Raw genomic sequence first — 19,718 nt, forward strand, 5'->3', positions numbered from 1 at the left:
AGGCCCAAGGGCCTGTCCGGCGGATCATGCCGCAGGTGCAGGGCTTGGCACGCCCATATGCGCCGATGAGCCACCGCCGCATCGGCCCTAAGGCTCCGACCGACCGGGCCCGTTGGACCGGCCGAGGCCGAACAGGTATCTGAGTCTCGCGATTCTTCTGAGTCTTCTGCCGCCTATGTGCTTGCTGAGGCCGGTCAGCCTCCTGCGTATGCGCCGCTTGAACCCTTTCGGGATCCGCTTCATCTGAGAGGCGGCGGTGATGTCCAGGCTGAGGTTGGCGAAGCCCCGGGTGTAGTACGGCTTGACCTCAAGGCGTCCGCTCCGGCCGCCGCCGGCCGGAGCCAGGTCGTCCGCCTTGCGGGCGCCGAACCTGCGCTGGGTGCTCAAGCCCTGGGCGCGGACATTGAGGTACACGTCCCACACCCCCGTCGGCAGCGGAGTGCCGTCCAGGGCGCGGGCGATGTCGATGTCGGCGGTGAAGCCCGCCGCACTGTGGTCGCAGTCGTGCCCTTGGACACGGGTGTGTGCGGGCAGTGGTGTGCTGCGGGTGGGGACGCGCACCTCGCGCCCGTCGTTCCGCAGCCGCAGGACCAGCTCGGTGGCGGGCTTTTGTGTGTCCACGTTCTCTATGTAGCCATGGCCGCGCAGCCGCAGGATGCCGCGTCGCCGGGTGCGGTGCCATTCGACGGCGTCCAGCCGGTCGTCCTGCCGCAGTTGGGCGGTGACGTCGTAGCAGGAGTCGGGGATGCCGGCCTTCGCGTCGTCGAAATGCGGGTAGGCGGCGTAGGCGTGCCCGTTCTTGACGACGACCTCGTGGGGAGGGCGGTGTTTGTCCCTCTCCGCGGTCAGGAAATCGATGACGTCGATCAGCTCCCGCTGCAGTCCGTGCTGTGCGCAGTGGGCGATCAGCCGGAGCGGTGCGCTCATCCGGACGGCGAGTTCCGGGGTGTAGAACGCGTCCAACTGCTCCTTGGCGATCTCCATGGCCTTCAGCCGGTCGCTCTCCTCCAACAGCGGGAAGCGCCAGGAGAAGGAGTCCAGCAGGCCGCCCCTGAAGTGCCGTAGCAGCGCGGCGTCACGCACGGGTCCCGGTTCGCTGTACGAGGTGATCGCGGTCATCAGGCGCCGGGCGACCTCGAGTCGTTTCATCACGTCACGGAAGTTGCTGGTGAGGTTGCCCTCGTCGTCGCGCTGTACCTTGAAGTAGCAGTCCTCGTCGGCGACCACCGAGATCACGGAAGCCTGCAGATAGGCCTTGGTCACGAAGAGGCGGTCCTCGCCCATGTGGATGTCCTCGTCGAAGCGCAGTCGGCGCTCCTCCAGGAACGAACGCCGCATGAGCTTGTGCGGCATGAGGGCGTACCAGACGCGGGAGGCGGCCAGATCGACGACCTCCTGGTTTGCCTCGAACATGGAGAGGGGCACCGTGCAGTTGACACCCACGTACTTGCCCAGCGTCACGTCGGAGCCGTTGCGCTCGGCCATCTCGATCATCCGGCGCAGAGCATGGGGGCCGAGGTAGTCGTCGGCGTCCAGGAAGAAGACGTAGCGGCCCCTGGCCAGCCCGAGGGCGACGTTGCGCGGGCCGCTCGGCCCTCCGGAGTTCTGCTGGTGGAGGACGCGCACCGTGCCGGGATGCTCGGCGGCGAACCGGTCCAGCTCCCGCCCGGTGCCGTCGGTCGATCCGTCATCGACGGCCAGGCATTCCAGTTCGTACGTGCCCAGCGACTGTTCGACCACCGATTCCAGGCAGCGCGTCAGATAGGGCATGGCGTTGTAGGCGCCGATGATGACTGTCACTGTTGGGTCCGACACTAATTCCCCCCCGGGAACCGTTCATGACGATTATGTTCACATAATTACCCGTCGTTCACGGCTTGTGCCAAGGTTTCAACTGCCTTGGGTCTGTGAACGGTTGATCTCCACCCATCCGACAGCGAGGGCCGCCGGAGGAAACGGGCGGCTCGAACGAGGCGTCGGCGCAAGGGGCGGGAGAAGAGAAGAGCCGGCCGCCCGGGAACAGGGGGGGTGGTTCCGGGGCGGCCGGTCGGATCGGTTTGCCGCGCGCCCCGGGGGGTTTGGGGCGAGCGGCCATCCGATCGGTGAGGAGTTCCGGAGCCAGAGGCTCCAGTGGTGTGCGCGAAGGCACGGCCAGGACGGTGCTGGGGAAGCTCCGGCCCGGCGTCGCCGGCAGTCCCCTGCGGGCGGGGTGTTTCTCTCATCTGCAGAAACCGTACGTCAGTCGACGGGGGACCGACAGACGGAAACGGATCCCGCCATCGGCCCCCCACACGTTCTCCACAGGCCCTCACGCGGCCCCCTCGCATCCCCGGCGAAAACGCCTTCCGTCACCGCCGGGGTTCGCACAGGTCAGATCTGGCCGAAAGCCTGCTCGATGACGTCGAGAGCCTCGTTGAGCAGGTCCTCGCCGATCACGAGCGGCGGGAGGAAGCGCAGGACGTTGCCGTACGTGCCGCAGGTGAGGACCAGCACGCCCTGGGCGTGGCAGGCCTTGGCGAGCTTCGCGGCGGCCTCCGGGTTCGGGTCCTTCGTGCCGGACTTCACCAGCTCGATCGCGATCATCGCGCCGCGGCCGCGGATGTCACCGATGACATCGCCGTTCGGCAGCTTCGCCTGCATCTCGGCGAGGCGGCCCTTCATGACCTCCTCGATGCGCTTCGCCTTACCATTCAGGTCCAGCTCACGCATGGTCTCGATGGCACCGAGCGCACCCGCGCAGGCCACCGGGTTTCCGCCGTACGTGCCGCCGAGGCCGCCCGCGTGCGCGGCGTCCATGATCTCGGCGCGGCCGGTCACTGCGGAGAGCGGGAGGCCGCCCGCGATGCCCTTGGCGGTGGTGATCAGGTCGGGGACGATGCCCTCGTCCTCACAGGCGAACCACTGGCCGGTACGGCAGAAGCCGGACTGGATCTCGTCCGCGACGAAGACGATGCCGTTGTCCTTGGCGAACTGCGCGATCGCGGGGAGGAAGCCCTTGGCCGGCTCGATGAAGCCGCCCTCGCCGAGCACCGGCTCGATGATGATCGCGGCGACGTTGTCCGCGCCGATCTGCTTGGTGATCTGGTCGATGGCCTGGGCGGACGCCTCGGCACCGGCGTTCTCCGCACCGGTCGGCCAGCGGTAGCCGTACGCCACCGGGACGCGGTAGACCTCGGGCGCGAACGGACCGAAGCCCTGCTTGTACGGCATGTTCTTGGCGGTCAGCGCCATCGTGAGGTTCGTCCGGCCGTGGTAGCCGTGGTCGAAGACGACGACCGCGGTGCGCTTGGTGTAGACGCGGGCGATCTTCACCGCGTTCTCGACGGCCTCGGCGCCCGAGTTGAACAGCGCGGACTTCTTGGCGTGGTCGCCCGGCGTCAGCTCCGCGAGCTGCTCACAGACCTCGACGTAGCCCTCGTACGGCGTGACCATGAAACAGGTGTGGGTGAAGTCGGCGAGCTGCGCGGACGCCCGGCGTACGACGGCCTCGGCGGAGGCGCCGACCGACGTCACGGCGATCCCGGAACCGAGGTCGATCAGACGGTTGCCGTCCACGTCCTCGATGATTCCGCCACCGGCGCGGGCGGTGAACACCGGCAGGGTGGACCCCACACCTGCGGCCACCGTCGCGAGACGGCGGGCCTGCAGCTCCACCGACTTCGGGCCGGGAATGGCAGTGACGACGCGGCGCTCCTGCGGAATAGCGGTCATGAGGGGCTCCTGTGGGGTGTTTCGGACGCTTTTCTGTCTGCAGGCTATGGGCGAGGCCCGGGGTTCGGCATGTTCCGTTCGGGAGTGGTGGCCGGACGAGGTTGTCCGCCACGGACATACCGACGGGCCGCGCGGCCGGGCTGCGGCGGTGCGCGGGCGGGGCGAAAGGCCCCGGGGCACAGGAGAGGACTTCCCGCCGGACCGCGTCCGAGGGGGTGGTACGGGGCACTAGATTGATGACTTCGGGCGCCTGCGCCCGGAGTTACCGGTCGGCGCTGGTCAGGGGACGAGGGACAGCACATGGACACCGAGGGCACGTACGACTCACGCGGCACCCGCTCCGGTCATCCGGTGCCGCGCCCGGCCGGCCCGCCACCGCCCGAACTGCCGCCCAGGCCGGGTTACGCCCCCGCCTCGGGCCCCTCCCTCGGAGACTGGCTCCGCATCCCGAGGCCCGCCGCGGAACCCGGTGTCTGGCGGCTCGGCCATGCCCCCCGGCCCGCCGAGGAGAAGGAGCGCACCCCGGACCGCACGCTGGTGAGCGGTGCGGTGATCTCGCTGCTGGCCTGCATCCTCATCTGGTCGCTCTGGCGCAACAACTACATCCCGTACTGGCGGGTTCCACTGAAGCTCTTCACCCCCGGCGACTGGTGGGGGCCGTTCGGCGGCGAGCCGCAGACCCGCGGAGCGGTCCGCGCGCTCGACATCTACCGTCTGCTGATCATCGGCGGCCTCGTCTACGGGTTCGGCCGGCTGGGCAACTGGCCGGCCGCCTTCGAGCGGTGCGTCGCCACCAGGGGGGCCGCCGCACGGGCGGGCGGGGCGGCGATCGGTGCCCTGCTGGTGTGGATCCTCGTCTGGAACGGGACCGTGCCGGGGATGGGGCTGGCCTTCGGTCTGGTTCCCGGCTCCTGGCTGGGCCCCGACCAGCCGATGTCCCCGGTGATCAGCTACGGGCTGTACGCCGTGCTCACCCTGTTGATCGCGTGGCCGTTCGCCGGGCCGGGGCGCTGGGCCGAGGTATGGCGCCGCAGCCGGTCCCCTCAGTCGGCACAGGACCGGGAAGGCCACGGCCCGGCGAAGCCGCACGCGCCCGGCGGTGCGGACGCCACCATCGTCGAGGGCAGCGAGGAGGACCCGGCCGAATGGCCCGATCTGCGCGCCGCCGGACAGCACCAGGCCGCCGCCGCGCTCGCCAGGGAAACCCGGTCCGGCCGGATGAACGATGTCGACTACGCCCGTATCCGACGCGCTTGGACGTCCGTGCGCGCCGACCACTCCCGGCTCTCCGCCTTCACCGACACCGTGCTGCGCAACGGCTCCGCCGCCTGCACCCACCCCTCCGGCGCACGTGACCTCCCGGCCCGCGCCGCCCGGCACGATCTGCTGGTCCAGCAGGTCAGGCTCGGCACCGTCGAGGACGGCGAGCGCAACCCGTACGCCCGCCGCGGCAGCGGCATCGCCCTCGACCCGGGGCTGCTGGGCACGTCCCTGCTCGCCGTCGGCCCGCCCGGCGCGGGCAAGAGCCGGGCCCTGATCCGGCCCGTCGTCGAATCCCTCGCACTCCAGGCGCTCGCCGGACAGGCCGCCGTCGTCGCAGTGTGCGCCGCCGGTACCCAGCTCGGGGGCGACCAGGGGTTCGACGTGGTCGTCAAGGTCGGCGACCCGTCATCCGTGCACGATCTCGATCTGTACGGCGGCACCACCGACCCGGACGAGGCCGCGACCGTCCTCGCCGACGGCTTGGTCGGTGACCTCCCCGAGGTGGACAGCAGACGCGCCGCCACGGCCCTCGCCCAGCTCCTCGGCCCCTTCCGGGCCGCCCACGGCCGTTTCCCCTCCGTACCGGAGCTGCGGGAACTCCTGGACGGTGTGCCCGGTGCCCTCACCGCTCTGCGGGAGGCGCTCGAGGCGGCGGGACACCCCGCCATGCAGCGCGAGCTCGACGGCCGCGCTCGCCAGTCCGGTGCGCCCGGCGACCCGGGCCCCGCTCTCGCCGACCGCGTCGCCCTGCTCGACCGGCCCGCTTTCACCGAGTTCTTCGACACCACGGGCAAGGCCCGCCCCTTCTCGCTGCGCGCTCTGGAACACCCGCTCCGGGTCCGTATCGATCTGCCCGAACGCGGCCACGCCGAGGCGTCCCGGGTGCTGGCGCGTCTGGTACTCGCCCAGTTCACCGCGAGCGCCGCGGCCCGTACCGACCGTTCCCTCTTCGCCTGTCTGGTCCTCGACGACGCGACCTGCACTCTGACCCCCGACACCGTCCGCGGAATCCAGCGGCTGCGCTCCGCGCACGCCGGGGCCGTACTCACCCTTCGCACCCTCGACGACGTACCGGAGCAGCTGCACACGGCGCTGCTCGGCGCGGTCGGCTGCCGGATGGCGTTCTCCGGAATCACGACGTGGGACGGGAAGAAGTTCGCCGAGGCATGGGGAACGGAGTGGGTCGAGACCCGTGACGTCACCCAGCGCACCGTCTTCGCCGACCAGCCGATGACCCGGGCCATCCACGCCTTCCGCAAACTGGTCACCGGCAAGGCGGTCACCACGGACGCGGTGACCGTGCGCCAGGTCGAGCGGGAACGCTGGTCGGCCTCCGAACTGGCTCACCGGGTACCGGCCGGACACGCGGTGCTGTCCCTGACGACCGTACGGGGGGAGCACGCGCCGCCCCTGATGGTGGATCTGAACGGCTGAGCGGAGCGGGCCCGCGGCGCCGGAGCGGTTACGGCGGACCCTGCCGCCCTGGCAGAATTGGTAGGAGCCGTTCATACGGGACGGCGAAAATCGACTCCCTGAGGTCTCCCGGTCCCCATGCCCCCCACTCTCGCCTCGCTCGTCCAGCATTCGGCGCTCAAACTCACGGTGCGTGCGGGGGCGGACCGGCTCGACGCACCCGTCCGCTGGGCGCACGCCAGCGAGCTGGCCGACCCCGTCCCGTACATGGAGGGCGGTGAACTCCTGCTCGTCACCGCCACCAACCTCGACGCCGAGAATCCCGAGGCGATGCGGCGGTACGTGCGGCGGCTGGCCGGGGCCGGAGTCGTCGGGCTGGGCTTCGCCGTCGGCGTCCACTACGACGACGTGCCGCAGGCGCTGATCGACGCCGCCGAGGAGGTGGGGCTGCCGCTCCTCGAAGTGCCGCGTCGCACCCCGTTCCTCGCCATCGCCAAGGCCGTGTCGTCGGCGATCGCCGCCGATCAGTACCGGGCGGTGACCGCGGGCTTCGAGGCCCAGCGGGAGCTGACCAAGGCAGCACTCGCGGGCGACGGACCCGGCGAACTCCTCACCCGGCTCGCCGCGCATGTCGACGGCTGGACAGCGCTGTACGACGCCTCCGGCGCAGTCGTCGCCGCGGCCCCCGAGTGGGCCGCCCGCCGGGCCGCCCGGCTCACGCCCGATGTGGAACGGCTGCGGGAGCGCCCCGCCCCGGCCAGCGTGGTCGTCGGCGACACCGACGACCGGGTCGAGCTCCAGTCCCTGGGCACCGGCCGCAGGGTCCGGGGCGCGCTGGCCGTCGGTACCGGCGCGGCACTGGGCACCGCCGAGCGGTACGCCGTGCACTCGGCGGTCGCGCTGCTGACCCTGACCACCGCCCGCTCCCGGGCCCTCCAGGGCGCGGAGCAGCGGCTGGGCGCGGCGGTGCTGCGCATGCTGCTCGCCGGCCAGCCGGACCACGCACGGGCCGTCGCCGGGGATTTGTACGGGGGGCTGCTCGACGCCCCGTTCCGGCTGGTCATCGCGGAGGCATCCGCCCCCTCGACACCGGCCTCGCTCGGCGAGGCGATGGAGGCGGCGGCCTTCCGGACCGGCGAGACCCTGCTGGCCGTGCCCGAGGGCGAACGGCTCGTCGTCCTCGCCGCGGACGGCGGAGCGGCGGTCGCTGCCTGCGCGGCGTACGCGGAGGCGCAGGAGGCCCAGCAGGCCCAGGAGGCGCGGCCCCCGCGCGAACCGGCGACGGCGGGGGAGGAGCAGGTGGTCGTGGGCCTGTCCGCACCGGCGGGCCCCATCGCCGTCTCCGCCGCGTACAAGCAGGCCGAGCAGGCCCTGTCGGTGGCCCGCCGCCGAGGCAGGGCACTGGTCGAGCACGAGGAGCTGGCGGCCGGCTCGGTGCTCCCGCTGCTCGCGGACGACGCCGTACGGGCCTTCGCCGACGGAATGCTCCGTGCCCTGCACGAACACGACGCCAAGGGCCGCGGCGACCTGGTCGCCTCGCTGCGGGCCTGGCTCTCCCACCACGGCCAGTGGGACGCGGCCGCGGCGGACCTGGGAGTGCACCGCCACACCCTGCGCTACCGGATGCGCCGGGTGGAGGAGATCCTGGGCCGTTCACTGGACGATCCGGATGTCCGGATGGAGCTGTGGCTGGCACTCAAGGCCACGAGCTCCTTGTCGACGCCGGAGGCGTAGCCGGAGCAGGAGGCCATGAGCCCCCTGTCGGAGTCGTGGCCGGAAGGGCGTGAGCCCCCTCTGTCGGCGCCGTAGCCGGAGCAGAGGGGGAAACCGCGCCCGGTCGGTCCGGGGCGTCAGGGACGGAACCACGCCCCGGCGCGACCGGACATTCCCCGATCACGTCCACGCATCCGACAAACCGGCGTGTCGCCGCCCTGCACTGCTCCATGCCGGACAAACGCCAGGTAGACCGCGCGGCCCTACGGTGGGGGCAGCACACCCCACGACTCCGAAGGGCCGGAACCTCCATGACTTCCACCCACGCCTTCTGGCTTGCCGGCCGCCAGGCCACTGGTGAGGACAGCTTCGACGTCACCAACCCCTGGGACGGCCGTCTCGTCGGCACCGTCAGCGTGCCGACCGACGCCCAGATCGAGGAGGCCGTCGCGGCCGCGCACGCCGTGCGCGAGGAGTTCGCCGCGACCCCGGCCCACGTCCGCGCCGCCGCGCTCGATCACGTCGTACGGCGCCTGGTGGAGCGCACCGAGGAGATCGCCCAGCTGATCTCGGCGGAGAACGGCAAGCCGATCAAGTGGGCGCGCGGCGAGGTCGGCCGTGCCGTCTCCGTGTTCCGGTTCGCCTCCGAGGAGGCCCGCCGCTTCAATGGCGGCGACGCCCAGCGCCTCGACACCGACGCCGGTGGCACCGGCCGTCTCGGTCTGACCCGACGCTTCCCGCGCGGTACGGTCCTCGGCATCGCACCGTTCAACTTCCCGCTGAACCTGAGCGCCCACAAGGTGGCCCCGGCCATCGCCGTCGGCGCCCCGATCATCCTCAAGCCCGCCCCGGCAACCCCGATCTCCTCGCTGATCCTGGGCGAGCTGCTGGCCGAGACCGACCTGCCGGCCGGTTCGTGGTCCGTGCTCACGGTGCCCAACGACCGGATGCCCGCCCTGGTCCAGGACGAGCGCCTGCCGGTCATCTCCTTCACCGGCTCCGGTCCCGTCGGTTACTCGATCATGGAGTCGGTGCCGCGCAAGCACTGCACCCTGGAGCTCGGCGGCAACGGCGCCGCGGTCGTCCTCGGCGACTACGCCTCCGACGAGGACCTGGACTGGGCCGCGACCCGTATCGCGACCTTCTCCAACTACCAGGGCGGCCAGTCCTGCATCTCGGTGCAGCGCGTCATCGCGGACGCCTCGGTCTACGACCGGCTCGTCCCGAAGATCGTCGCGGCCGTCGAGGCCCAGGTCACCGGCGACCCGTCCGACGCGGCCACCGACGTCGGCCCGCTGGTCAGCGAGGACGCCGCCCAGCGAGTCGAGTCCTGGGTCGACGAGGCCGTGCAGGCCGGCGCCCAGCTGCTCACCGGCGGCAAGCGGGACGGCGCCACCTACGCGCCGACCGTGCTCGCCGAGCTCCCGGACGGCGTCACCCTCTCCGCCGAGGAGGTCTTCGGACCGGTGCTCTCCGTGCAGAAGGTGGACGGCGAGGCCGAGGCCTTCGCAGCCGTCAACTCCTCCAAGTACGGCCTGCAGGCAGGTGTGTTCACGCACGACCTGCAGACCGCCTTCCGCGCCCACCGCGCCCTTGAGGTCGGCGGCGTGATCATCGGGGACGTCCCCTCCTACCGCGCGGACCAGATGCCGTACGGCGGCGCCAAGCAGTCCGGCGTCGGCCGTGAGGGCGTCCGCTACGCCATGGACGACTACACCTACGAGCGCGTGCTGGTCCTCACCGGCCTCGCCCTGTAGTCCGCGAACAGGATCGAACCGATCCACCGACGCCGCCTGTAATCCGCCTGGACAGCACGACAGCAGGCGGTGGACGAACGGCCGGAGCCCACTGTGCGGGGGCTCCGGCCGTTCTCATGTATCCGCGCCCTGACATGGGAAGACTGTCGGATGGCTGGTTCCTATGGCGTAGTGGGAGCACCGCGGGAGCACGAGCCGCTACTCTCCGCCCATGGCGAACGTAGTGGCAACGCCCCCCTCCTGCTTCAGCGAGAGGGGGCGGTTTCATGTTTCCGGGGTCAGCCGTCCAGTGGCTCAGCACCATGCGCAGCGGCAATTTGGTCGATGCGTGCGGCGAGATCAAAGTCGGCGTTGGTCAGCTTGAACCCAGCGTCATGCGTCGTGATCCCGAACCGAATGTAGTCCCACCGAAGATCGATGTCCGCGTGGTGCCCAATAAGGCGTTCCACGTCGGCGACGTGCACAATCATGGCGATGCCACCGTGATACCGGATCCCGAACCGCCGAGTGATCTCATCCCCTGCACGGCGCCATCCTCGCAGCTCCAGCAAACGCCTCTCGATCGCACCGTCCGACAGCGGGGTCGGTCCTCCGGCCATGCTCAGCTCCCATCCATCGCGGGCGCCAGCACCTCCGCGAGATCCTGGCCGATCGGGGCATCCTGCCAAGGCCGCATTGCCCGCTCCAGGGTGACCAGCTCGCGGACCATGCGGGCGGACCGGGTCTCGACGGCGATCGTCGCCACAGTCCGCGCGATCTCCACCGCCTGATCCGGCTCCCGCGCGGCAGCAGCAGCTGTCGCCTGCCGAGCCATGTACACCCCTCGGTCGCGGCGGGCGGTCTCCGGGACGATTGCGAGGACTTGTGACCACAGGCTGCCCGCTTCGGTACCGAGTCCCAGACGGCCATAGCAGGTGGCGCGTTGGATTTCCAGGTACCCCGGTGTCCGGCGACACGCGTTACCCCACGGCAGGTTGTCGTCGACCGAGGAGAGGAGTCCGTCAGCCTGGTCAATGAGTTGATCCACCGCGTCCCGGTCGCCGACCAGGCTGGCCCCATGAGCCTGTTGCTGGAGAGACATCACCCGCACCTTCGGGGCAAGGCGCCCGGCGTCGTCGAGCGCCGCCTCACAGAGGTCGATGACCGCGTGTCCGTCGCCCAGGTCAGTGCGTACCTGCGCTTGATTGACCAGGCTGTACCCGATGAGATGCGGGTCACGTGACCGAATCGCGATTTCCTGTGTCACCCCACGCCAGAATGCCGCGCCGTCCATATCTCCAGCGTCCTGGTACAGCCAACCCACCAGGGCCGCGTATGCGGCACCAACGCGGAGGAGTCCGCGGCGTGTCTCGCCCTTCGCTGACCGCACCAGCTTGTCAATCAGCTGATACTGCGCAGACACGGTGCCGATCAGGTCGTGCGGCCCGAGGAGCATGTCGGCCCTGTAGTGGCCTTCCAACTGCTGTTGGAAGTAGTCGATCAAGGCGGGGGCGACGTGCTGCGGCGCGACGGGTCCGGCGACGAGCGCGGCGGCGGTGACGCCCATTAATGCGCGTCGCTTCACATCTGCCTCTTCGTGGTGCTCGGGCCGGATCCAGCCCGGCGGGGTGGTGAAACCGAGGTCTTCCGGCCATCGGCCGAGCGCGTCGTGGATGACGATCGCGGTTTCCTCGGCTGGCCATCCGGGGCGCTCGCCCTCCCATCGGCGCCATGTCCTCGCGGACACGGTGAACTGGCGGTCGTCGAGCAGAGCTTGCCCGCGCTCCGTGATGGCTGTAGCGGCGGCCTCCATGGTCCGCCACCCAGCGCGGAGCCGGGCGGCCCTCAGTGCGTCGTTGCGGCTCATGTGTCCAGTCTGGGGTGTCATCGTCCATGCTCCCGGCTGTGGCCGCTACGTGGCCACGCGTGGCCATTCGACGACCTATTACCTAACCGACGTGCACACACATCATCAGGGTGTGACGGCAGGGCTTACAGCGAACTGGCTGGACGCCCCTCAAACGACGTAGGCCAGGGACCGACATGGCAATGACGATCAAGGTGTACGAAGTCGACCGGCACGGCCGGACGCAGGTCATCCGCCCGAAAGCCGAGGTCGTCCCGCTCAAGGCCGCGCCCCAGAAATCGGCGTACCCCGACTGCGAGTGCGACCGGTGCAAGGGCGGGCAGCGGTGATCTCCCGTCCGGTGCCGGGCGCGGAGGCTACGGAGCCCGGATCCGGCTGGTGCCACTGGCACAAGGGCCCGTCCGGTACCGCAGTTCTGGTCGATGTCGTCGAGCAGGGTTCCAGCCAGGGGACCGACCTGTACGCGTGCGCCCCGTGCCGCGAACAGCGCTGCCTCACCCCTTACCGCGAGCATCCATGACCGCGCCGGACGAGCGGCCCTTTCCCGACCCGCGAAACGCTGACGAGGGGACCGGGCCAACGGCCGCGCCGCTTCCCCCGCTGCTGCCACACCTGCCGAAAGGCTCATCAGTGATCCCTTTGAAGAGGCACGCCGGCCCCGATCCTGAGGGCGCCGCACCAGTTGACTATGGGGTAGTCACGCACGGCGCCTTACCGCCGACGGGGACGGCAGAGCTGATGCTCCGCAAGCGGCCGGAAGTCCTGGTGCATACCCGCCGCGAGCGGGAGTTGGCGGTCAGCCACTGGCTGCTCGCGGCTGCCCCGAACATGAATGAGGCCCGCACGCAGTGGGCGACGAGAGGTATCGCGCTCCTGCGCTGCGGCGGGGTGTTCGCTGCGGTCCGTATCTCCGCCGGCATCGTGCAGGCTGCCGCCGGTACTGAGGACCCCGGGCGTATCGGCACCTACCTGCGGGAAGCGCTCCAGGGCCCGGTGTTCATCGACACATCCTCCCGGCGGTATTACGTGCTCGTGCCCGTGAGTGCGTCACAGCTCCGGCAGTGGCATGGCCATGGGCCGGACGTCGAATGTCTCGGCCCCGGGTCATTCCTCAGCGTCCCGCGCCCGCAGTGCAGCGAACCGGATGTGTTCCGGTCGTACTGGTGTGTGCCGATGGACGGTCCCGGCACCTTGTGCAGTCCGGAAGCGGTCTTGCAGGTCATTGCCTACGGCAGCTATCAGCGACGTGTCGGGAAGCGTCTGGCGGCGGAGGCGGACCAGGACGGTCATGGATAGGACGACAGTGGATGCCGCGGAGCAGACGTACCGCGTGCTGCTGGGCCACACCCTGGCGTGTGCGGTCTGCCGTGCTGGTGCGCGGTGCGAGAGAAGGCGTGCACTGAGGCGTGCGTGGAGATCTTTTTGCCGCCGTGACAGCCGGACGCCTTCAGGGCAGGGGAGGACGGCGCCCCGAACACGCTGACGATACTCCGTGACTGGCCCAGCAGCCGGCCCCGGTTGCGCTACCGGCGGGAGATGCCCGACGACCGTGACGTGCGGGGTGTGCTGTGGGCCAGGTGCTCGCAGAACAGCAGGGACAACCGCAGCATGCCGACAGGCAAGCCGGTGTGGAAGCTCGTGCATCCCTCGCGGCAGCGGGAAACGATGCAGGCGATGCTCTGCCAGGTGTGCGTGCGGCCCGCGCGGACACCGCTGGGCTTCGTCTTCCTCGCTGGCCCCGACAGTACGTCGCTCATCACCGCGCAGCCGCCGGTGTGCGGGAAGCATGTTCGTGCTGCGGTCCGGTTGTGTCCGTACCTTGACGGCAGGCCGCGGGTCTACCTCGCCCAGAGCGCGCCCCTGTACGGCGTGTACCGCTGCGTGTACGGCCTCGGGCCGGACGGCAACGTGCGTGTCGTCGCGCAGCCTGACAAGCCGCTGCCCTACGGGCACGAGGGCCTTTCGACGTTTCTGGCCTCTCAGTTGGTGCGGCGGCTTCACTTGCGTCTGGGGCCGGGCCAGCTCGCGGTGGGTGAACCGCATGAGCTGCAGCTTTTTGGTCAGCTTGGCGGCTGCTCGGGCTCGTGGAGCCCGGGAACGGATACCCGCAGGTCAGGCAACTTCACATGCGAGTGGTGTGCTGGTCCAGGATGGCCCGCAGCCGGTCGAGGCTCTCGGCCTCACGCACGCCCCGCTTGGGCAGGACATCGAGGTACATGATGTTGGGGTCCCGGCTGAGCAGGACGAAGTGACCTGCCGTCTCCCGGTAGCCCTGGAAGACGGACCACTTCTGGACCAATGTGCTGTGGTCGCTGCGGCAGGTGATCCCGGCCGGAGACACGGTGGCGCGGTACTCGCCCTGCCATCCGGTGATCCGCTGCACGTGGGCGGCCTGTAGCCGCGGGTACCCCCACACCACCAGGACGACGAACAAGAACAGAACCGTCGAGACCACGTCGATACTCCCGCGGCCCACGGCGGAGAGCAGCCACTGCCCTACCCACAGTGCGAGGAACACGCCCCGCAGCAGTAGCCCGGTCCGCTTGATCCGCTCGCGGACCCGCAGGCCGACCAGTGTGTCGGCGGACTGGGGCCGGTACACCAGCTGGACCGCGGTCTGCTCGTCCACGACACCGTCAGAGGTTTCCGCGCTGTTGTCCGTGCTTTCGGTGCTGCGGCCCTCGGCCATGATCCCTCCCTGGTACGAAGAATTGCGGATCCTACCGAACCTCAGTGCTGGGGCGGACGGCCGCCGTGACATGCGCGATCTCTACGAACGGATCACCCTGGTGCGGGCCGACGGCGGGTACGCGGACAAGCTGGGGCCAAACAGCTTCGAGGGGAAGTTTCGTAACATCGTTCATAACGCAGGTGAAGGGGGAACACCATGGTCAGAACCGAAGAGATCGTGCGTGTCGCCCATGACGCGCACCGAGCCTGGCAGTCCGTCACAGGGGATCCTGCTTCGTCTCCGCGGTGGGACGAGGCGCCCGGCCGGCAGCGAGTCAGCGCTATTGACGGCGTCCGTCACGCGCAGAGCGGCGCGACTGCCGAGCAACTGCACGATGGCTGGTGTGACTTCGAGGCGGCTGATGGATGGCAGTACGGGCCGATGACGAACGAGATCGCCCGTACGCATCCGTGTCTCGTCCCCTATGCCGAACTCGCGCCTGATCAGCACCGGATGGACGACCTGTTCCAGGCCGTCGTGACTGCCCTCAGCAACCAGGAGGCTTGAATGGCCACTCCCTTGACAGCTACTGCCGTCCTTACCGCCCTCCGCGCCGAGGGCGTGCGCGTGGTGGAGGTCGGCAACTGGCGTACACACAACCGGAACTCGAAGGGCGCGTGGGGTCCGGTCAACGGGTCGATCGTGCACCACACGGTGACGAAGGGCACCGCGTCCACCGTGGCCATGGTCCGGGACGGGTACGCGTCACTGCCGGGACCGCTCGCCCACGGCATGATCGCGAAGGACGGCAAGGTTCACATGGTTGGGTGGGGCCGCGCCAACCACGCCGGCGGTGGCGATCCGCGCGTCCTCGAACAGGTCATATCCGAGTCCTACGGCACCCGCCCCACCCCGCCAACCCGCGGTAACAGCAATGGTGTCGACGGCAACGCGCGCTTCTACGGCTGGGAGTGCGAGAACCTCGGCGACGGCAAAGACCCCTGGCCCAAGGCCCAGTACGACGCGATCGTCCGCGTGCAGGCCGCGCTCTGCCGGAAGCACGGCTGGTCCGCGAAAAGCGTGATAGGCCACCTGGAATGGAGCTCGGACAAGGTCGACCCCCGCGGCTTCACCACGGCCAAGCTCCGCGCCGATGTGGCTGAACGGCTGAAGCACCCCGCGAGCTGGAACCACGGCTCCGACCCGAACGAGGAGGACCCCATGGCAGGGATCACCAAGAAGGACATCTTCGATGCCGTATGGAAGACCGACGCGATCGGCGGTCCGGCAGACGCCGCGGACCACAAGACGAACCCGACGTGGCAGGCGCAGTCCATCTTGAAGGACGTTCAGGCCCGCATCCGTCGCATGGACAAGACTCTGGCCGCCCAGTCCGCCGCGATCACCGCACTCGCGGGGCAGGTCGGCACGGGCGCCGACACCGAGACCATCGTCGCCGCGGTCGAGACGGCCATCAAGAACGCGGTCATCGACGTCAACATCAACACCAAGGAGACCTGATGGCGTCGATGTTCACGGCCGCGTTCCGGGCTGCTCCGGGGAGCGCACTGCAGGGAGTGCCGCGCTGGCCCTGACCGCGATCAGTGCGTCCGGCAGCGGTGAAGGTCCGGGGCTCAAGGAGACCGTGCGGGCCCGCAGGTGACTTCGTCGAGCAGCGGCGACCGGGCCGCCGGCGAACTGGCCGAGATGCGGGGCGAGATTCGTACCGGGTTCGCCGAGCTGAACGGGCGCCCTCGACCTTGCGCTGCAACGCACGGAGCAGACCGAGCCGGACATCGACGCGCTGCAGAACTCGAAGTGGTGGAAACCCTCCAAGGTCGCCTCATCATTACTGTCCCCGATGAGGTGACCGCCCGGGGCCGCACGGTCCGAGACTTGCAGGACGCGGTGAGCATTCTGGTGGCCGCCGCGCCCGTGGACATGTCGACCGGCAAGGACAACTCCTCATGACCGAACACGTTGTCAGTTCCCGCTCCCGCGGATTCCTGTTCCTCGACTCACACCCGGCCGGCTGCGCCCGGCTCGTCCAGGACATGTGGCAGGCCGTCCCCGAACCGGCACCGGACGGTCGTACGGACGAGGCGCCCGTCGCGCTCGTGATCGGCTCGTCTGCCGGGTACGGGCTGGCCGCCACCATCGCAGGGCTCGCCAGGGCCGGTATCCGGGGCATCGGCGTGTCCTTCGAGAGGGCGCCCGGCCGCCGAACCGCGACCGCCGGCTGGTACCGGACCGCTACGACGGCCGAACTGGCCGCGAAGGCTGGGCGGGACTTCGTCTTCCTCAACGGCGACGCGTTCTCGGACGAGATGAAGGACCAGGTCGCCGACCTGCTCGAGCAGCGCTTCGACGGCCGCCTGGACCACCTTGTCTACTCGGTGGCCGCGCCCCGCCGTACCGATCCGGACACCGGTGTCACCTACGCGTCCGTACTCAAGCCAATCGGTGAGACGTACCGCACCAAGACCCTCGTCTTCGACAGCGAGGGGTCACCCGAGGTCACGACTGTGGAGACCGGGCCGGCCGAGGGCGACGACATCGAGCAGACCGTCGCCGTCATGGGCGGTACGGACTGGGCCCGCTGGATCGACCACCTCGCCGGGCGCGACTTGCTGGCCCAGGGGTTCGCCACTGTCGCCCTGACCTACATCGGGTCTCCGTTGACCGCGGCGATCTACCGGCAGGGCACCATTGGCGCGGCCAAGGCCCACCTGGAACAGACCGCCCGCGACCTGAACGACCGGCTCGCCAAGGAAGTCGGTGGCCGGGCCCTGACCTCCGTCAACGGGGCCGCCGTCACGCAGTCCAGCACGGCCATTCCCGGCATCGCGCTCTACGTCGGGCTGCTGCGCGGCGTCCTCGACGACGCAATGGTCCCGCCGATCGCCCAGCTCACCCAGCTCTGGGACCAGCTCACCGGCACCGCGCCCCTCGATGTCGACGACGAGGGCCGTGTGCGCCTCGACACCTGGGAGTTGACCCCCGCCGTCCAGGAAGCCGTCGCCGAGCGCTGGCAGACCGCCACCACGGACACCATCTCGACTCTCGCCGCCCTCGACTGGTTCACCACCCGGGTACAGCAGCTCTACGGCTTCGCCGTGCCCGGCATCGACTACACCGCACCCGTCGAGACCGACGTCCCTTGGCCCCACCACGCCACCTGACCCCCAGGAGGCGCGCGATACACGAATTGTCCGACGAACATCCGCGTCCGCACATCGGCACAGCCGTAAGGGGCCCCGTCCATTAGGCAGGGGCCCCTCCGCGTTCGTCCAGGGCCGTCCGGGGCGCCGGTACCGCACGCGCGATCCAACCCGGCCCGACGCGGTCTGTGGGCCGGAGCGTCGGCACCGCGTTGAGCAGGCTGCACAGCTTGTCGAGCTCGCCGGCACACCGCGCTCGGCGGCCGGCCCCCGATCAGCCGACTGTCACCAACGCCATGCCGCAAGTACACCTGGGTCCGGTGCTTGCACTGTCACGGGGCCTGGTGAGCGCCGTCTTCGCTCCGTATGAACCTCACCCGGCCGGGCATTGACGGAGCGGCGTCACGGCTTCGGAATGCCGACGGAGGGCCATCGTGTCACGCTGAGGTGGGGGATCGCACCGGTCCAGCATGCTCGGCTGACCGGATGGCCCTGCCACCCAAGGAGGCAGACGTGGCCAGTAACGCCGCCCAACCCAAAACGGCCAATGCCAACCCGCGCCCGTGGCATGGACCCACGTCCGGTACCACCCTCTTCGCGGCAGCACTGATGATCTTCGGTGGAGCGATGGCGGTCTTCGAGGGAATCGCGGCCATTGCCAGGAACGAGCTGTTCATCGCGACGCGTCACTACGTGTTCGAGTTCAGCCTGGCGGGCTGGGGATGGGTCCACCTCATTCTGGGCATCGTCCTCGTCCTCGCGGGGTGCGCCGTGCTCAGCGGAGCGCTGTGGGCGCGCTATTTCGGTGTATTCGTGGCAGGGCTGGGAGCGATCGCCAACTTCCTGTGGCTGCCGTACTACCCCCTATGGGCCATGGTGCTGGTCGCCGTCAACGTCTTCATCGTTTGGGCGCTGTGCACGGGTATGCACAGAGAGGCCGGCGCAGGCCGGGTGGCCTGACGCAGACGTATCCACCGGCCAGGACCTGCGTGCGCGTCCCGCGCGAGCTTCTGATCCGCTCCGCCCCCGAGAACTGACGTGCCGAACCTGACGCCCTTTCCTGGAGTTCGGTCACCTTTTCCGGGGCTTCGAGCACACGGCTCGGAGGCTGGAGACTCGTCGCGGCTACGCCTCGGGCCGCAGCAGCTCGCCGTAGCAGCGCCTTGCCGCTGGCGAGGACATCACGAAGGACCCCGACAACCCGTGGCGGGAGAACGTCCGGGCACAGACCGCGCAGGGCAAGCGGTTTGAGCGAGTGCGCCTGGTCGACGATCCGCTCTCCGACGGGCAATGGTTCCTCTGGCCGGCGGGCTCGGCAACGTCGCATCGGGCGAGGGCAGGCCGACGCCGTCTGCAGCTGACCTGTCCGCCTGGACCGACGGGGTGGAACGCCCCGACGTGACAGGTGAGCTGCAGGGCAGCCCGGCCGGCCTGGAGACGCAGTACCGCTCTTGGCGGCGCCAGTTGGCGGGTGGCCGCGCAGCCCGCCAGGAACTGGCCATCGTGGGGAGCTCGGCCACGCAGACCATCGCAGGGGTGGAAGTGGCCCGCGTCCCCGGCCTGTTCCAGACCGCCGTCTACGCGCGGCTTGCCTTTGAGGCAAACGGGAGCGAGACCTCCGTACCAGGACGACGGGGGGACGATGGATCGTTTCTACGGGTACAGCGCCGCCGCCATTGCTGACTGCGTGGGTACGGAACGCCTGCCGTGACGGGGTAGTCCGCCGTCACGGTCGCGGTCACGGAACCGCTGGCGATGACGGACCCGACCCGCGCGGTCGCCCCGGCCCGGCGCTGCTTTGACCACGCGTAAGGCGACTGAGGAGATCGGTATGGACGGGAACACCTGGGACGGCGTGGAGCGGCTGCGGGACTGGCTGGACGCGGAGGCGACACCGACTGCGGCCGGGGACGTCAAGCTGCTGCGCGTGCTCAAGATCGGGGAGGAGTTCGGAGAGGTCGCGGAGGCCGTGCACGGGGCGATGGGGGCCAACCCTCGTAAGGGCGCCTCCCACACCTGGGACGACGTCCACAAGGAGCTGTGCGACGTCATCGTGACCAGCATGGTCGCGCTCGCATCGTGCACACCGGACGCGCGCAAGCTGCTGGACGAGAGGCTGGAGCACGTGGTGAACCGGGTCTCTGCCTGACCGGGCACGCCACTGCCCCGGCGACCGTCACCGG

Annotated in this window: 18 protein-coding genes and 1 pseudogene; 13 read left to right on the forward strand and 6 right to left on the reverse strand. The window is 69.8% G+C overall.

Translation table 11 applies throughout. The features are described 5' to 3' along the window. Positions 1-87 precede the first annotated feature (87 nt). From ABTZ94_RS27020 to gabT, 3 genes and pseudogenes are all read right to left on the reverse strand, one after another. A complete protein-coding gene (locus tag ABTZ94_RS27020; protein WP_351204314.1) occupies positions 88-1,800 on the reverse strand; it encodes a glycosyltransferase in 1,713 nt (570 codons plus the stop codon). A 191-nt stretch (positions 1,801-1,991) separates the two neighbouring features. Beyond that, positions 1,992-2,222, reverse strand: a pseudogene (locus ABTZ94_RS27025) (phosphatase PAP2 family protein); the annotation flags it as partial. 148 nt (positions 2,223-2,370) lie between these two features. Then, complete coding sequence (gabT, locus tag ABTZ94_RS27030) at positions 2,371-3,711, reverse strand: 4-aminobutyrate--2-oxoglutarate transaminase (RefSeq protein ID WP_351204316.1); 1,341 nt, start codon at positions 3,709-3,711, stop codon at positions 2,371-2,373. A gap of 300 nt (positions 3,712-4,011) precedes the next feature. On the opposite strand from gabT, the gene ABTZ94_RS27035 reads away from it, so the two are divergent. The 3 genes from ABTZ94_RS27035 to ABTZ94_RS27045 all read left to right on the forward strand — a co-directional run bounded on the left by ABTZ94_RS27035 (position 4,012) and on the right by ABTZ94_RS27045 (position 9,857). Further along, positions 4,012-6,408: an ATP/GTP-binding protein gene (locus ABTZ94_RS27035; protein ID WP_351204318.1), complete on the forward strand. Its 2,397-nt coding sequence runs from the start codon at positions 4,012-4,014 to the stop codon at positions 6,406-6,408. Between the two features lie 117 nt (positions 6,409-6,525). Continuing rightward, positions 6,526-8,121 (forward strand): PucR family transcriptional regulator, encoded by a 1,596-nt coding sequence (locus tag ABTZ94_RS27040; protein WP_351204320.1) that lies wholly within the window; start codon positions 6,526-6,528, stop codon positions 8,119-8,121. 290 nt (positions 8,122-8,411) lie between these two features. Next, the gene (locus ABTZ94_RS27045) at positions 8,412-9,857 is read left to right on the forward strand and encodes an aldehyde dehydrogenase family protein (RefSeq protein WP_351204322.1); all 1,446 of its coding nucleotides are present in this window, start codon (positions 8,412-8,414) and stop codon (positions 9,855-9,857) included. Positions 9,858-10,135: 278 nt separating this feature from the next. On the opposite strand, the gene ABTZ94_RS27050 is transcribed toward ABTZ94_RS27045, so the two are convergent. Beyond that, the gene (locus ABTZ94_RS27050; RefSeq protein ID WP_351204324.1) at positions 10,136-10,456 is read right to left on the reverse strand and encodes a 4a-hydroxytetrahydrobiopterin dehydratase; all 321 of its coding nucleotides are present in this window, start codon (positions 10,454-10,456) and stop codon (positions 10,136-10,138) included. A gap of 2 nt (positions 10,457-10,458) precedes the next feature. Then, a complete protein-coding gene (locus ABTZ94_RS27055) occupies positions 10,459-11,703 on the reverse strand; it encodes an NsdA family TPR-like regulatory protein (RefSeq protein WP_351204326.1) in 1,245 nt (414 codons plus the stop codon). Positions 11,704-11,879: 176 nt separating this feature from the next. On the opposite strand from ABTZ94_RS27055, the gene ABTZ94_RS27060 reads away from it, so the two are divergent. The 3 genes from ABTZ94_RS27060 to ABTZ94_RS27070 are packed head-to-tail and all read left to right on the forward strand — an operon-like array spanning position 11,880 to position 12,999. After that, entirely contained in the window at positions 11,880-12,032 is a 153-nt protein-coding gene (locus ABTZ94_RS27060) for a hypothetical protein (RefSeq protein WP_351204328.1), read from the forward strand. Then, the gene (locus ABTZ94_RS27065) at positions 12,029-12,223 is read left to right on the forward strand and encodes a hypothetical protein (RefSeq protein ID WP_351204330.1); all 195 of its coding nucleotides are present in this window, start codon (positions 12,029-12,031) and stop codon (positions 12,221-12,223) included. The genes ABTZ94_RS27060 and ABTZ94_RS27065 overlap by 4 nt, the downstream gene beginning before the upstream one ends. Then, the gene (locus tag ABTZ94_RS27070; protein WP_351204332.1) at positions 12,220-12,999 is read left to right on the forward strand and encodes a hypothetical protein; all 780 of its coding nucleotides are present in this window, start codon (positions 12,220-12,222) and stop codon (positions 12,997-12,999) included. Before ABTZ94_RS27065 ends, ABTZ94_RS27070 begins: the two co-directional genes overlap by 4 nt. A gap of 826 nt (positions 13,000-13,825) precedes the next feature. Here ABTZ94_RS27070 and ABTZ94_RS27075 read toward each other — a convergent pair. Continuing rightward, the gene (locus ABTZ94_RS27075; protein ID WP_351204334.1) at positions 13,826-14,392 is read right to left on the reverse strand and encodes a YcxB family protein; all 567 of its coding nucleotides are present in this window, start codon (positions 14,390-14,392) and stop codon (positions 13,826-13,828) included. 198 nt (positions 14,393-14,590) lie between these two features. On the opposite strand from ABTZ94_RS27075, the gene ABTZ94_RS27080 reads away from it, so the two are divergent. The 7 genes from ABTZ94_RS27080 (at position 14,591) to ABTZ94_RS27110 (ending at position 19,684) form a co-directional block, all read left to right on the forward strand. Further along, complete coding sequence (locus ABTZ94_RS27080) at positions 14,591-14,941, forward strand: RyR domain-containing protein (protein ID WP_351204336.1); 351 nt, start codon at positions 14,591-14,593, stop codon at positions 14,939-14,941. Further along, entirely contained in the window at positions 14,942-15,895 is a 954-nt protein-coding gene (locus ABTZ94_RS27085) for an N-acetylmuramoyl-L-alanine amidase (protein WP_351204338.1), read from the forward strand. A 138-nt stretch (positions 15,896-16,033) separates the two neighbouring features. Further along, positions 16,034-16,345 (forward strand): hypothetical protein, encoded by a 312-nt coding sequence (locus ABTZ94_RS27090; RefSeq protein WP_351204340.1) that lies wholly within the window; start codon positions 16,034-16,036, stop codon positions 16,343-16,345. After that, positions 16,342-17,556, forward strand: a complete 1,215-nt coding sequence (fabV, locus tag ABTZ94_RS27095) for an enoyl-[acyl-carrier-protein] reductase FabV (protein ID WP_351204342.1) — start codon at positions 16,342-16,344, stop codon at positions 17,554-17,556. Before ABTZ94_RS27090 ends, fabV begins: the two co-directional genes overlap by 4 nt. 492 nt (positions 17,557-18,048) lie before the next feature. After that, positions 18,049-18,495 (forward strand): DUF7144 family membrane protein, encoded by a 447-nt coding sequence (locus ABTZ94_RS27100; protein ID WP_502967313.1) that lies wholly within the window; start codon positions 18,049-18,051, stop codon positions 18,493-18,495. A 220-nt stretch (positions 18,496-18,715) separates the two neighbouring features. Beyond that, positions 18,716-18,937, forward strand: a complete 222-nt coding sequence (locus ABTZ94_RS27105; RefSeq protein ID WP_351204348.1) for a DUF6879 family protein — start codon at positions 18,716-18,718, stop codon at positions 18,935-18,937. 429 nt (positions 18,938-19,366) lie between these two features. Further along, positions 19,367-19,684 carry a MazG-like family protein gene (locus ABTZ94_RS27110; protein WP_351204344.1) on the forward strand — a complete coding sequence of 106 codons (318 nt, stop codon included), beginning with the start codon at positions 19,367-19,369 and terminating at the stop codon, positions 19,682-19,684. The last annotated feature ends 34 nt before the right edge of the window (positions 19,685-19,718 follow it).

Origin of the sequence: Streptomyces sp. NPDC002785 (genome assembly GCF_040295565.1) — a bacterium.
Lineage (GTDB): Bacteria > Actinomycetota > Actinomycetes > Streptomycetales > Streptomycetaceae > Streptomyces.

Coding starts and splice junctions, on each gene's coding strand:
- gabT (WP_351204316.1), bottom strand. CDS start 3,711: ATGACCGCTATTCCGCAGGAGCGCCGCGTCGTCACTGCCATTCCCGGC.
- ABTZ94_RS27035 (WP_351204318.1), top strand. CDS start 4,012: ATGGACACCGAGGGCACGTACGACTCACGCGGCACCCGCTCCGGTCAT.
- ABTZ94_RS27040 (WP_351204320.1), top strand. CDS start 6,526: ATGCCCCCCACTCTCGCCTCGCTCGTCCAGCATTCGGCGCTCAAACTC.
- ABTZ94_RS27045 (WP_351204322.1), top strand. CDS start 8,412: ATGACTTCCACCCACGCCTTCTGGCTTGCCGGCCGCCAGGCCACTGGT.
- ABTZ94_RS27050 (WP_351204324.1), bottom strand. CDS start 10,456: ATGGCCGGAGGACCGACCCCGCTGTCGGACGGTGCGATCGAGAGGCGT.
- ABTZ94_RS27055 (WP_351204326.1), bottom strand. CDS start 11,703: ATGAGCCGCAACGACGCACTGAGGGCCGCCCGGCTCCGCGCTGGGTGG.
- ABTZ94_RS27060 (WP_351204328.1), top strand. CDS start 11,880: ATGGCAATGACGATCAAGGTGTACGAAGTCGACCGGCACGGCCGGACG.
- ABTZ94_RS27070 (WP_351204332.1), top strand. CDS start 12,220: ATGACCGCGCCGGACGAGCGGCCCTTTCCCGACCCGCGAAACGCTGAC.
- ABTZ94_RS27075 (WP_351204334.1), bottom strand. CDS start 14,392: ATGGCCGAGGGCCGCAGCACCGAAAGCACGGACAACAGCGCGGAAACC.
- ABTZ94_RS27080 (WP_351204336.1), top strand. CDS start 14,591: ATGGTCAGAACCGAAGAGATCGTGCGTGTCGCCCATGACGCGCACCGA.
- ABTZ94_RS27085 (WP_351204338.1), top strand. CDS start 14,942: ATGGCCACTCCCTTGACAGCTACTGCCGTCCTTACCGCCCTCCGCGCC.
- fabV (WP_351204342.1), top strand. CDS start 16,342: ATGACCGAACACGTTGTCAGTTCCCGCTCCCGCGGATTCCTGTTCCTC.
- ABTZ94_RS27110 (WP_351204344.1), top strand. CDS start 19,367: ATGGACGGGAACACCTGGGACGGCGTGGAGCGGCTGCGGGACTGGCTG.